Origin of the sequence: Micromonospora trifolii, from assembly GCF_050516465.1 — a bacterium.
Classification (GTDB): domain Bacteria; phylum Actinomycetota; class Actinomycetes; order Mycobacteriales; family Micromonosporaceae; genus Micromonospora; species Micromonospora trifolii.
In genome coordinates this window covers 4933267-4946969 of sequence record NZ_CP191526.1, presented here as the reverse complement: position 1 = coordinate 4946969, position 13703 = coordinate 4933267, and the positions used below count along the sequence as shown (strand labels likewise).

Genomic DNA, 13703 nt, shown 5'->3' with positions numbered 1-13703 from the left:
AATGGACGCCGCCTAATTGCAGTACTGGTCGGTGTCCTGCTGGTGGTTTCGGGCAGTCCCGCGTACGGGCGCCAGGCGGGTGAGCCCAAACCGGCACCCCGGCCGGGGACTGTGTTGCGTCCGCCAACGCCGCTTGGCCGCGAGGTGCCGCCGACCCCGCCGGGTCCGGCGAAGGTCCTGCCCTCGGTGGCCCGGCCGGTGACTGCCGAGGCGATACCGCCGGCACGCCGGGTCCGGGAACTGGTCGACCGCCGCACCGCGAGCACCAAGGTCTACCTGTTGGCAGACGGTCGGATGCAGGCGGAAGCCAGTCGTGAGCCGGTCCACTACCGCGACGGCAAGGGTCGCTGGCAGGACATCCAATCGACAGTGTCCGCCGGTGACAGGGCGGGTTATCCGTATGCCGCCACCCGGAACACGTTCGTCGGCAGGTTCGGCGACCGCAGCGACCGCGTGCTCTCGTACTCGATGGGGGGTTACGGGTTGACCCTCGGGCTCGCCGGCAGCGCGCGGGCCCTGCGCCCGACCGCGAAGGGCACCCGGGTCACCTACCCGGGCGCGGTCGGCGGCGCCGACCTGGTCTATGAGGTGACCCCGTCGGCGGTCAAGGAGCAGATCGTGCTGGCCGCCGCGCCGAGCGGGCCAGCGACGTACACGTTCACGCTGGACACGGATTCGGTTCGGGTGGTGCCGGAGGCGGACGGCTCGCTGTCGTTCTTCGCCACGGACCGGCAGGGTCCGGCACTGTTCACGATGCCTCGGCCGTACATGTACGACAGCGCCGACGACGCGACCTCGGTGGTCGGCAAGGCGATGAGCTACAAGGTCAGCCAACGGGTCAGCCAGCAGGGTGGCCGCACGGTGGTGACGGTTGCGGCGGACGACGCGTGGCTGCGCGACCCGGCCCGTAAGTACCCCGTGGTGATCGACCCGACGATCAAGGTGCAGCCGACGTTGAGTCAGGCCCAGGACGTGATGATCGCGTCCGGTGGTCCGACGGAGAACTTCGACAGCACCTGGAAGCTGTCCGCCGGCGCCTCCACCGGGGGCACGTTCCGCGCCCTGACCAAGTTCGACCTGTCCAAGGTGCCGGCCAACACCGTGCTGGACTCGGCGCAGCTGCAGATGTACTTCGATCAGGTCCACGGGGGCGCCGACGAGGCGTCGATGGCGTTCGAGGCGCGTCGGGTGACCGCGGCGTGGAACGAGACCACCGCGACGTGGGGCACCATGAACACCAAGTTCGCCGAGGTCGGGGAGAACCGCGAGCAGGTGGACGAGGCGGACGGCGCCAAGGTGTCGGCCAGTGGTGAGTGGGTCGGCGCCACGGCCACCGACCGCAGTCAGGCGAACAACGGCACGTACCGGTACAACGCCGACGCGTCCACCGGGCAGACGTTCACCTGGGTGCCACGGCTGACCGAGGATGGTCAGTACGAGGTGTACGTGCACTACGTGCCAGGTTCCGACCGTGCCACGAACGCGCCCTACACCGTGTTCCACGACGGCGGCTCGGTGGTCAAGACGGTCAACCAGACCACCGGTTCCGGCAATCAGAACTGGGTGTCGATCGGCACCTACGGGTTCAAGGCGGGCACCACCCACAAGGTGGTGCTCGGCGACGTGGCCAACAAGAAGGTCGTGGCCGACGCGGTCCGGCTGGTCAAGCGGGCCGAGGTGACCAAGCCGCTGCACCAGACCAACGCCTGGCACAGCTACAGCGTCCGCTCGACTGTGCAGGGCTGGCTGGACAACCCCGCGACCAACTACGGCTTCATGGTCAAGGGCAAGGACGAGACGAACAAGAACGGCGGCCCGCGGTACGAGTCCGGCGACTTCTCCTACGGAGGCGAGGACGACCACGGCCCGAAGCTGGTGCTCACCTGGGGCAAGCCCGGAGTCGCGCTGAATCCGGTGACCACCGTCCGGGCCACCGGCGCGGACCTGTCCTGGTCGTCCTACACCGACCCCTCGTCGTCGCCCGATGACGACCTGGTCGAGTACCAGGTGCACTCCAGCAAGACGCAGAACTTCATGCCGAACGCGTCCAGCCTGGTCGCCCCTGTCCGACCGGGCCGCACCACGTACTCGGACACCCACGCCACGCCCACACCGGCGAACTCGGCGAGCCAGTTCGGCGACGCCTACTTCTACATGGTCGCCGTGCGGTTGCGGAACGGCACTGTCATCCCGGCGCAGACCCAGATGGTGCGGCTGCCCAAGGCCGGCCAGGTGATCAGGTTCTTCACCGGCGCGGACGACAACACGCTGACCAGCCTCAAACCAGACAGCAACTGGGACAAGCTGGATGCCGGCGGCGAACTCCAGGTCGGCAACAAGGGCCCGATCTACGGCACCAGCCGGGTGGTGATGAAGTTCCCCAACGTCACCGGGCTGCCCGCCCAGGCAAAGGTCATCAACGCGCAGGTCGGCCTGTGGGGCTGGTACGCCGACGGGACGGGCGTCGGCCAACAGCAGTTCCAGCTGCGCGGGCTGACCCGTGACTTCAGCGAGACCACCTCGACGTGGAAGAGCGCCCAGACCGGGATCGCCTGGATCACGCCCGGCGGCGACGCCGAGTCGACTGTGCAGTCGTCGGTCGGCTCGGTCAACGGTGACCCGGGCTGGACCAACTGGGAGGCCGGGCCGCTGGTGCAGCGGTGGGTGGACACTCCGAGCAGCAACAAGGGAGTGCAGATCCGGCTGGCCGACGAGGCCGGCGCGGAACAGCGGTCGCTCTTCCTCTCCGCCGAGGCGGCCGAGCCGTCGCTGCGCCCCCGGCTGCGGGTCATCTACACCGCGCCGAACAGCGCCAGCACCTATCACGCGCCGAACACGCCGAGCCGGATGATTCCGGGCGACCAGTATCTGGTGCCGGTCACCGTCACCAACACCACGTCGTCGGTGTGGTCGCCGTCGGACTGGGTGCTGTCGTACCACTGGGCGCTTCAGGACGGGCCGGACGCCCCCAACGCGGGCAACCCGATCGAGACGCCCCTGCCGTCGGCGCAGGCACCCGGCGGTGTCGTCACCATCAACGCCACGGTCAAGGCTCCGAACTCCGGCAGTGACGGTGACCGCCGCGAACCGTATGTGCTGAAGTGGGAACTGCGTAACAAGAACAGCGGGAAATGGCTGTCGGAGGTCGCCCAGATCGATCCGCTGGACCAGTCGGTCGCGGTGGAGGACCCCACCTCCGACCAGCTCGGGCTGGAGAAGTTCTACCAGTACGCGGGCGGTGGCACCGGGGCTGGCGCCACCCTTCTGGTCAACCAGTTCTCCGGCAACGCGCTGGTCGGCTACAACCCGATCAACAACCCGAGCCGCGGCGTCACCACGTTCGTCCGGATGACCTACAACAGCCAGGACACCTCCACCTCGTCGGCGGGCCTCGGCTGGTCGTTGTCCACCTCCAGCGCGGTCCGGCTCGGCTCGCCGCTCGAGTTCCGCGGTGGCGACACGACGTGGCCGCAACAGGTCGCGATGACCGACGGTGACGGCACCACCCACCTGTTCAACCTCGACAAGCACGGCAGCGGCAATCCGGCCGACTGGCGGTACATCCAGCCGTCGGGCGTCCACCTCTTCCTGCAACGCACCGGCAGCGGTGACACCGCCGAGGCCTGGACGATGACCCGCCCGGACCGCAGCCAGTTCGTCTTCGACGAGCAGGGCTACCAGATGGCCGTCCGGGACCGTAACGGCAACCAGTTGCGCTTCACGTACGAGCGCAAGCAGGTCGGCTACCGGAATACCGCGGTGCTGCGCTACCTGACCGATCCGGACAACCGGCAGACGTTGACGCTGGAGTATTACGAGCCGGGCGACGGCTACACCGCCTTCGTCGGCGGTGTCCGACAGACCCTGACCAACCTCCAGAACTCGCGGATCATTGGCCAGCTGAAGACGATCACCGACGTCAGTGGTCGGACGATGTCGTTCGTCTACAGCGACACCGGTCTGCTGCGAGAGGTCACCGACGGCGCTGGCACGGGAGAAGCCAAGACATTCGGGTACGCCTACGACGAGTCACAGGGCGCGCAGAACGCCCGACTGACCAAGGTCACCGACCCGCGCAACTCGAACACGAAGGTCGCCTACAACGACCCCGGCGACGCGTTCCAGCAGGGCAAGGTCAACTCGATGATCGACCGGATGAACAGGTCGACGCTGTTCGAGTACCAGGACCCGGACGGCGAGTCGAGTGCGGGCGTGGTCACCACTGTGACCGACCCCAAGGGCAGGGCGACCGAGACGACGATCGACGGGTACGGCCGCAGTACCCGGATCTCCAACGCCAAGGCCCAGGTGACTCTGCTGGGCTGGGACGCGGACAACAACGTGGTCCGGCTCGAGGACGACAAGAACGCGGTCTCGACCTGGCGCTACGACCAGTTCACCGGCCTGCCGCTCGAGGTCAGGGACGCGGAGGCGGTCAAGAACAACACCCCGGGCATCCGGCTGGACTACCGGTTCGGCCTGAGCGGGCACACCGCCGAACTCACCGACAAGTACTCGGCCGAGGGCCGGCACTGGAAGTTCGGCTACGACGGGGTCGGCAACGTCACCTCGGTCACCGACCCCAAGGGCACCGCGACCGCGGCCGAGGGTGACTACACCACGCTGTACTCGTACGACTCGTACGGGCGGATGCTGACCGCGACCGACGCGAACGACGGTGTCACCGAGTACGCGAGCTTCGACGCCAACGGATACCCGAAGACGATCACCGACGCGCTGCTGAACGACACCACCTACACGTACTCCGCGATCGGTTCCGTCACCACGGTGACCGACGCGAACCAGCACACGTCGACGTACGGCTACGACATCCTCGGCCGACCGACCACCAGCAAGGTGCCGGTCGACAGCGCCGCGGGCGTGTACGCCACCACCCCGTCGCCGGTCTACGACAAGAACGACAACGTCACCCAGCAGACCACCGCCACGGGTGCGGTGACCACCGCCACGTACGACCTGCTCGACCGGGCCGCCACGGTCGTCACCGCCAAGGACACCTCCACCTCCGACGCGCCGACGACCAAGTACGAGTACGACCCGGTCGGCAATCTCACCAAGGTCACCGAACCGCGGGGAATGCTGACCACGACGGACCCGAACGACTTCGCCACCGTCTACGTCTACGACGAGCTGAACCAGCCGACCGACGTCACCGACGCCGCGAACGGCCGGCTGCACGTCGACTACGACACGGTCGGCAACGTGATCAACGTGGTCGACCAGCGGAAGATGGCCACGTCCGACTCGACCGACTACACGGCCAAGTACAACTACGACGCCAACCACCGGGTGATCAGCACGGTGGACGCGAAGGGCTACACCACCTCGGTCACGTACGACAGGGACGGCAACACGACGTCGTCGACGGACCAGGACGGCAACAAGACCCTGATCGACTACGACGAGCGCTCCGCGGTGATCGCGCAGAAGGTGCCCTATGTCTCGGTCAACGGCACGATCACCTACCGCACCACCCGAAGCGGCTACGACGAGGTCGGCAACCGGACGACCCAGGTCAGCCCGAGGGGCGTCGACACCACCGACGACCCCGACGACTTCACCACCGTCACCCTCTACGACAAGCTCAACCGGGTCCGCGAGGTCCAGCAGCCGTACGACCGGGACGACTCAGAGTTCAAGACGCCGCCGAGCACCATCTACACCTACGACAAGGTCGGCAACCCGGAGCGGATCTCGGCACCGCCGTCAAAGGGGGAGAGCACCCGCAACGACACGGTCCAGACCTTCTTCGACACCGGGTGGGTGCGTACCTCCGAGGACGCCGGCTGGAACATCAAGACGGGGTACAAGTACGACCTGGTCGGCGCGCAGACCTCCCGCACCGTCACCGGGTCCAGCGGCACCCCACGCGAACAGCTCTGGACCTACTACCCCGACGGCAAGAAGAAGACCCAGGCCGACAACGGCGCGGGCTCCGGCACGCCGAGCAAGAACTTCAGCTACGAGTACGACGTCAACGCCAACCTGACCAAGATGTCGGACAGCAGCACCGGCGCCACCATCGACACGTACGCGATCTCCTACGACCCCCGTAACCAGGTCGCCAGTGTCGAGGAGAAGAAGTCCGGCACCGTCAAGAACACCACCACCTTCAGTTACGAGCCCAACGGCCTGCTCAAGCGCCGGACGCACGACACGCAGATCTCCGAGTACACCTACGAGCCCCAGCGCGATCTGGCGACCGAGATCAAGAACCTGACCTCGCCGACCGACCCGAAGCCGAAGTACACCCGGTACACCCACACCAAGCGGGGGCAGACCGACACCGAGACCAAGGGCAACGGGAACGTCGTCACCAACGCCTACTTCCTCAACGGCGCGGTGCAGAGCCAGGTCGAGAAGAAGTCCGGCGGCACCCTGGTCAACCAGCACACCTACGAGTACGCGGCGAACGGGCAGAAGTCGAAGGACGTCTCCCGCAAGCAGAACGCGGACAACCGGACGTCCTATCTGGACACCACCACGACCTACGGGTACGACCCGCAGGACCGGGTCCGTTCGGTGACCAAGACCGGTTCGGGCGCGACGACCGAGAGCTACGTGCACGACGCGAACAGCAACGTCATCACGCAGACGGTCGGCGGCCTCACGACCTCGTTCAACTACACGAAGAACCGGTTGCAGTCCGCGACGACGAGCGGGGCGAGTGTAAGCGCGACCTACGCCTACGACCCGTACGGTCGGCTCAAGACGGTGACTGCCGACAGCACCACGCTGGAGAGCTACACGTACGACGGTTTCGACCACGTCGTCACGAACGTCAAGAACCCCGGCAACAAGACCACCACCTACAAGTACGACCCACTGGACCGGCAGGTCGAGCGGACCTACGCCGGCAAGACCACCACGTACGCGTACCTCGGCCTCAGCTCGGACATCTCCGCCGAGCTCGAAGGCACCAAGGTGGTCAAGTCCTACCAGCGTGGCCCCGGCGGTTCGCTGCTGTCGCAGGTCAAGACCAACACCGACAACAGCCAGGAGGACTCGTACGCCGGGTACGACGGCGGCTCGGACATCGAGCAGATCACCGACGACAAGGGTGACGGGCGGGCGACGTACGGATACACCGCCTACGGCAAGAACGACAGTGGCCAGTTCACCGGGGCCGACAAGCCGGACGCGAGCAACCCCGACAACCCGGACCGGGTGCCCTACAACTCGTACCGCTTCCAGTCCAAGCGGTACGACCAGTCCACCGGCAAGTACGACATGGGCTTCCGTGACTACGACCCGGGCATCAACCAGTTCCTGACCCGGGACTCGTACAACGGGGCGCTGAACGACCTGTCGCTGGCGATCGACCCGTACACCGGCAACCGGTACGCCTTCGCCGGCGGCAACCCGATCTCGAACGTCGAGCTGGACGGTCACGGCTGGCTCGACACGGCGAAGGACGCCGTCAAGGATTACGTCGGAACGGTGGCCAGTGGCCTGAAGGACACCGCGAAGGGGGCGCTGGACACCTACGCCGAGTTGGACGACTGCTCCTCCGGCGACAGCGATGCGGCCTGCGACAGTCTTCGCGGCAAGGCCAAGACGGCCGGGGAGCAGTTCGACAAGGCCGGTGACTGCGGCTACAACAACGACAAGGCCGCCTGTGACTCGGTGAAGCAGTCGGTCGGGTGCGGTGACGACAAGTCCGGTGCCGAGTGTGCGGGCAATCTGACCGTGGCCGCGGTGGACATGTTCGCCGGCAAGGGCGCCGGCCGGGCCAGCAGCGCGGCAAAAGCCGGCACGGCCAGCCGCGCCTCGAAGGGTGGTGCCGCCTCCAACGCCGCCAAGGACTGTTTCTCCAACAGCTTTGTGGCAGGCACGCTGGTGCTGCTCGCCGACGGCAGCACGAAGGCCATCGAGGACGTGAACCTCGACGACGAGGTGCTGGCGACCGATCCGGAGACCGGCGAGACCAAGGCCAAGCCGGTGAGCCGTCTCATCGGGGGCGAGGGGCATCGCGACCTGGTGGACGTCACGGTCGACGTCGACGGTGACGCCGGAGAGTCGACCGCCGACATCGTGGCCACCGACGGACACCCGTTCTGGGTGGCCGACGAGGGTCGATGGATCGAGGCCGGGCAGCTCCTCGTCGGCGACCAGGTGGCGACGCCGGACGGCCAGACCCTGACGGTGGTCCGGACTCGGCACTGGACGCAGAGCACTGCGGTCTACAACCTCACCGTCGAGGACATCCACACGTACTACGTGTTCGCTGGCACGACACCGGTCCTGGTACATAATTGCGGTGCCAAGCCCGGCCCGGCTCCAGCAGGATCCACCTTGGGTGACTATCGGCAGGCGAATCTCGGGACGAATGCGCCGCGATTTGTCACCGAATACACCTCGCCTAACGGGAACCGGTATTACGGCCGGACTACACCTGGAGGGGTAGACGTCGAATCGGGATCCGTTTTGGATGATGTTCTGCGGGGGCGGCATACGGGCTGTTCCGAAGTCTGTGCACTCAACGAGGCGCAAAAGGCCGGGGATGAGATCTTCGGAGGAACCTTCCGTACGCTCAAGACCAATTCTGGGCAGGCGGTGGATCCCTGCAAGGACTTCTGCCAGCCCTTGATCAACCGGCTATACGGTACGTGGTGATGAGGTAAGATTCGTTGTCGGTGAGTGAAAGGGTGCGTCGTGATGGATCTACCGGAAGGCGCCTTGTCTCGGCGTGCCCTTTCATTTGTGCGAGCGCATGGGCAGCGAGTCACTAGTAATCGAGTACAGCGGTCCGCGGCGCATTGGATCGAGCAAGGGTTCGACGAGGGGCTAGTTCTGCGAGCTGTGGACTATGAGCGGCGGTGGGGTGATCTATATCTTCCACCATCAATACTGTTTAACGGCGGTCCACAATATCTCGGCCCCGATCTGCTTGCTGGGCATTGGTCGGACGGCGGATATCTTGAGGCAGGCCCTGCCCGTTATTCCGTCTTCTATGACTTCCTTCTTGGGCCCGATGGCGCCTTCGGTGTGGGGGACACCGAATTCATTCCACTTTACGCGTCTGTGGAGGGATGGATTGAGTCGCTGGCGCTTGAGTATGAGATCCGCGGAGTAGCGAAAGAAATACGGAAGTTAAGAGGATCCGAGGTCTCATCACTCGATCTATTGTCGATGCCATCTTTTCCGGGAGTCTCAGGACATTCGGAGAGTTGGCTCATGGATGCCGAGCGGGTCGTCCTTGTCAGCCGCGGGATTTGTCTCATCTCCGGCCATCCGGACGATTTAGTCGCGATCGTCTATTCAGGTATTCCTGATCGCGAGGCGAGTCTCGGAATGCGGCTACCTTGAGTAATGAGAATTTTTTCCGATACCCGGTTGTGCGAGTTCTTGAAGGATGGTCGCTGTGATCGAAGTGGCCCTCAAGCTTCCAGTATGTGCACGATTGCGCGTCTGAGTGCTTCGGATGAGTTCCTCGTTCCTGGACAAGGTCAGCGGCGCTGCCCAGCGGTATGACTTGCAAGGCTCCGGGGGAAGCCCACGTATCGAATTCGAAATTCCGTTTAGTCCGCCTTGAGGAGTTCAACAAGCTTACTGAGCATCGCATGGGTGCCTATGGGAAGTTGCTGACAGGCATGCGGAGCGTCTGCGGCTGTAAGTAAGTGATCGCCCCGCTGTCCCGTCTCACGGTGGCGCGTCCGGCTCCCTGGACGCGCCACCGGTAGGGTCTGGTCATGGCAGACCTGCTCACCGCTGATGCGGTGCGAGAAGAGCTGAGCCGGTTGCCCGACTGGTCGGGTGACCCGACCGGCATCGGCCGTACCGCCCAGCTCGGCAGTTTCCCGGCGGCCATCGCGGTGGTGGACCGGGTGGCGACGGTGGCCGAGGAGCTCGACCACCATCCCGACATCGACATCCGATGGCGGACCCTGATCTTCCGCTGTGTCACGCACTCGGCCGGTGGGGTCACCCACCGGGACATCGAGCTGGCCGGGCGGATCGACGACATCGTCCGGAGCGCGGCATGAGATTTGAGATCAGCAAGGTGTTGGACGCCATCGAGGGTCGCGTCTGCACGGACCCGTCACTGGCCCGAGCCGTGATCGACCTGGCCGAGGTGATCCGCTACCAGGACATCGACGGTGGTCGGCCGGCCAGCCTGCTGCGCCTCGGCATGGTCATCGACGCGCTCTCCCGCGAGTTGGAGGAGGACAGCGTCCAGGTCTACGCGGTGGTGCACCGGGCGTTGCTCTCCGACGCCGACCTCACCTCGAACGAGCGGATGGTCGTCCGCCGCTGGGCCGACGACGGGCTCGTCGAGGTGCTCGACAACCCGGGTGACCGGATGTTGGAGGTCGCCGACCTGCTCGGTCTGCCGGTGCTCAGCCGGGTCCGCTTCGACGGGTTGCGCGGTCGGTTCCCGTGGCTGGTCGAGCAGCCCGGTCGGGTGGTCGCGCCGGTGCCGGGCGCCGGCGGCCCGGTGTTCATCGCGCACGTCGGTGGTGGGCATTCGCCGGTGGCCGGCAAGCGGTCGCCGACCGGTGCCAAGCTGCTGGCCCGCCAGTGGCGCTGCCCGGAGTCGGGCTGCGCGCTGTTCGGCGGCGGTGGTGGGGGCGGCGCGTTCGCCGACCTGGCCGGGGGTGCCGACCGCAGCCCCGCCGCGCAGCCGCCGCCCGCGCTGCGCAACGGCGTGCCGACCTGCCCCCGGCACGGCGTACGGCTCGGTGACGCCGGCCCGCGTCCGCGTACCGAGGTGCTCGCGGTGCGCGTCGGCGGTCTGGTCCGACGGCGGTTCGTGCTCAGCGAGGAGCAGCCGATCGTGGCTGGTCGGGCTCCCGAGCAGGACGGCGGGATCATGCTCGGGCAGTGGCTCAACGACGAGGCCCGGCGCTGGATCAGCCGGGGTCACGTCCGCTTCGAGCTGCGCGTCGGCGAGGTCATCGTGACCGACGTCAGCACCAACGGCTCCGGCATCCGCCCGGCCGGTTCGATGACCGAGTCGGAGCGGATCCCGCTGGCGCCGCAGCAGTCCCGGGTGCTGGGCGAGAACGACATGGTGGAGCTGTACCCGGGGGTGCAGATCGGTCGGGCCGAGGAGTTGCCCACCGGCGCCCCGTTCACCCCCACCTCGGTGATGGCCGAGGCCCCGACGATGGCCATGCGCCTACCCCGCCCCTGACGCGAAAGGCGGGCGCCGGAACCCCGACGCCCGCCTTTCACCACGTTCCTGGGTCAGCCGGCCAGCACCTCGGCCAGCTGGGTCACCGCCAGGTCGATCTCCTCCTCGGTGATCACCAGCGGCGGGGCGAGCCGGATGGTGGAGCCGTGGGTGTCCTTGGCGAGCACGCCACGCTCGGCGAGCCGCTCGCACGCCTCCCGACCGCTCATCAGCGCCGGGTCGATGTCCAGACCGGCCCACAGGCCACGGACGCGTACCCCGACGAGACCCTTGCCGACCAGCCCTTCCAGGCCGGCCCGCAGCCGCTCACCCAGCTCGGCCGAGCGGCGCTGGAACTCGCCGGTGGCCAGCAGCCGGACCACCTCGATGGCCACCGCGCAGGCGAGCGGGTTGCCGCCGAAGGTGGAGCCGTGCTGGCCGGGCTTGAGCACGCCGAGCACGTCGGCGTTCGCGGCCACCGCGGAGACCGGCACGATGCCGCCGCCGAGCGCCTTGCCGAGCAGGTACATGTCCGGCACGACGCCCTCGTGGTCACAGGCGAAGGTCGCGCCGGTACGCCCCAGACCCGACTGGATCTCGTCGGCGATGAACAGCACGTTGCGCTCGGTGCAGACCTGGCGTACGCCCGGCAGGTAGCCCTCCGGCGGCACCACCACACCCTGCTCACCCTGGATCGGCTCCAGCAGCACGGCCACTGTGTTCTCGTCGATCGCGGCGGTCAGCGCGTCCAGGTCGCCGTACGGCACGACAGTGAACCCCGGGGTGTACGGCCCGAAGTCGGCGCGGGCGTCCTCGTCGGTGGAGAAGCTCACGATGGTGGTGGTCCGCCCGTGGAAGTTGCCCTCGGCGACCACGATGTTGGCCTGCCCGGCGGCCACGCCCTTGACCTGGTAGCCCCACTTGCGGGCCACCTTGATCCCGGTCTCCACCGCCTCGGCGCCGGTGTTCATCGGCAGCACGAGGTCCTTGCCGCACAGCTCGGCCAGCTCCCGGCAGAAGTCGGCGAACTGGTCGTGGATGAACGCCCGGCTGGTCAGCGTCAGCCGGTCCAGTTGGGCGTGCGCGGCGGCGATCAGCTGCGGGTGCCGGTGACCGAAGTTCAGCGCGGAGTAGCCGGCCAGGCAGTCCAGGTAGCGGCGGCCGTCCACATCGGTGAGCCAGGCGCCCTCGGCGGACGAGATCACCACCGGCAACGGGTGGTAGTTGTGCGCAGTCCAGCGCTCGGCGTCCCGGACCGCTCCCGGCGTACGCAGCTTGTCATCCACGATCACTTGCTTGCCTTTCCCTGGCGGAGTCGCAGCGTGCAGCACTTCGGTCCGCCGCCGGCCTTACGTAGCTCGGACAGGTCGACCCCGATGGTTTCGTAGCCCCGGTCGCGCAGCTTGGCGGCCAGGTCGGTGGCCTGCGCGGGCAGCACCACGTGCCGCCCGTCGCTGACCGCGTTCAGCCCCAGCACCTCGGCGTCGGCCATGGTGGCGTGCACCGCGTCGGGGAAGAGCCGGCGCAGCACGGCCTGGCTGCCCGGGGAGAACGCCTCCGGCAGGTACGCCACGGTCCGCTCGTCGAGCACGGTCAACGCGGTGTCCAGGTGGTAGAAGCGCGGGTCGACAAGCTGCATGGTGATCACCGGGTAGCCGAAGACCTCCTGCAACTGGGCGTGCGCGGCGTGCGCCGTGCGGAAGCCGGTGCCGGCCAGCAGGTGGTCACCGGCCAGCAGGACGTCGCCCTCGCCCTCGTTGACGTGCTTCGGGTCGTACATCTCGAAGCCGGCGGCCTCGAACCAGGCCCGGTACGCGGGCGCCTCGTCGGCGCGCTGCGGGTCCCGGAACTGCACGGCCATCGCCTTGCCGTCGATCACGGTGCCGCCGTTGGCGGCGAAGACCATGTCCGGCAGGCCGGGCACCGGAGTGATCTCCTCGACGGTGTGGCCCAGGTCGAGGTACGTCTGGCGCAGTTGCTCCCACTGCCGGACGGCCAGCGCGGCGTCGACCGGCGCGCTCGGGTCCATCCAGGGGTTGATCGCGTAATCGACGGCGAAGTACGTCGGCCGGCACATCAACAGGCGCTGGCTGGTGGCGTCCATCGTCATTGTCCTGCTCCCAGGGTCGGGCGCGCCCCGGCCACCGTGGCCCACGGGCTGGCGCCGTTGTTCAACGGTATGCGGCGTCAGCGGCAGGATCCACCACCGAGAGTTGCGCAGACCGAACATTCGTTGCGTCTGGACGGCATCCGACCGCGAATCGTTGCGTGCAAGCCTGCCTGGGTCGGGATTCGTGTTCCGGGCCACCCCGCCGCAGGCCTTTCACGCGGCCTTTGCTCTGCTTCACCGGGCGCACCAGTCACGTCCGATACCGGACATGCGGTGTCGCCTGGAGTGAAGCAGAGCAAAGTGGCGTGCAGAGGTGGTCGGGCCGTCGCTCAACCAGGGTCTGCTTTGTCGGTCAGCGAGCCGATCCATCGGGACTGTCAGGCCCCGGAAACACTTCAGGGGCGGCGAACCGCCGCCCCTGAAAGGGTGTCGCCCGGCCGGTGAACCACCGGACTG

General features: G+C 67.2%; 6 protein-coding genes. 4 read left to right on the top strand and 2 right to left on the bottom strand.

What is annotated here, in order from left to right; translation table 11 throughout:
• Positions 1-186 precede the first annotated feature (186 nt).
• From ACQRWP_RS22900 to ACQRWP_RS22885, 4 genes are all read left to right on the top strand, one after another.
• Positions 187-8637, top strand: coding sequence for a DNRLRE domain-containing protein (locus ACQRWP_RS22900; RefSeq protein ID WP_430497606.1), 8451 nt, complete (start codon positions 187-189; stop codon positions 8635-8637).
• A 42-nt stretch (positions 8638-8679) separates the two neighbouring features.
• Positions 8680-9330 carry a hypothetical protein gene (locus tag ACQRWP_RS22895; protein WP_430497604.1) on the top strand — a complete coding sequence of 217 codons (651 nt, stop codon included), beginning with the start codon at positions 8680-8682 and terminating at the stop codon, positions 9328-9330.
• Between the two features lie 383 nt (positions 9331-9713).
• Positions 9714-10007 carry a 4a-hydroxytetrahydrobiopterin dehydratase gene (locus ACQRWP_RS22890; protein ID WP_430497602.1) on the top strand — a complete coding sequence of 98 codons (294 nt, stop codon included), beginning with the start codon at positions 9714-9716 and terminating at the stop codon, positions 10005-10007.
• Positions 10004-11158 (top strand): FHA domain-containing protein, encoded by a 1155-nt coding sequence (locus tag ACQRWP_RS22885; protein WP_430497600.1) that lies wholly within the window; start codon positions 10004-10006, stop codon positions 11156-11158. The genes ACQRWP_RS22890 and ACQRWP_RS22885 overlap by 4 nt, the downstream gene beginning before the upstream one ends.
• 53 nt (positions 11159-11211) lie before the next feature.
• Here the strand turns inward: ACQRWP_RS22885 and rocD are convergent, their stop codons facing one another.
• Together rocD and ddaH are read right to left on the bottom strand one after the other, a co-directional pair.
• Complete coding sequence (gene rocD, locus ACQRWP_RS22880) at positions 11212-12426, bottom strand: ornithine--oxo-acid transaminase (RefSeq protein WP_354943239.1); 1215 nt, start codon at positions 12424-12426, stop codon at positions 11212-11214.
• Positions 12426-13241: a dimethylargininase gene (gene ddaH, locus ACQRWP_RS22875; RefSeq protein ID WP_181518433.1), complete on the bottom strand. Its 816-nt coding sequence runs from the start codon at positions 13239-13241 to the stop codon at positions 12426-12428. The genes rocD and ddaH overlap by 1 nt, the downstream gene beginning before the upstream one ends.
• Positions 13242-13703 lie beyond the last annotated feature (462 nt).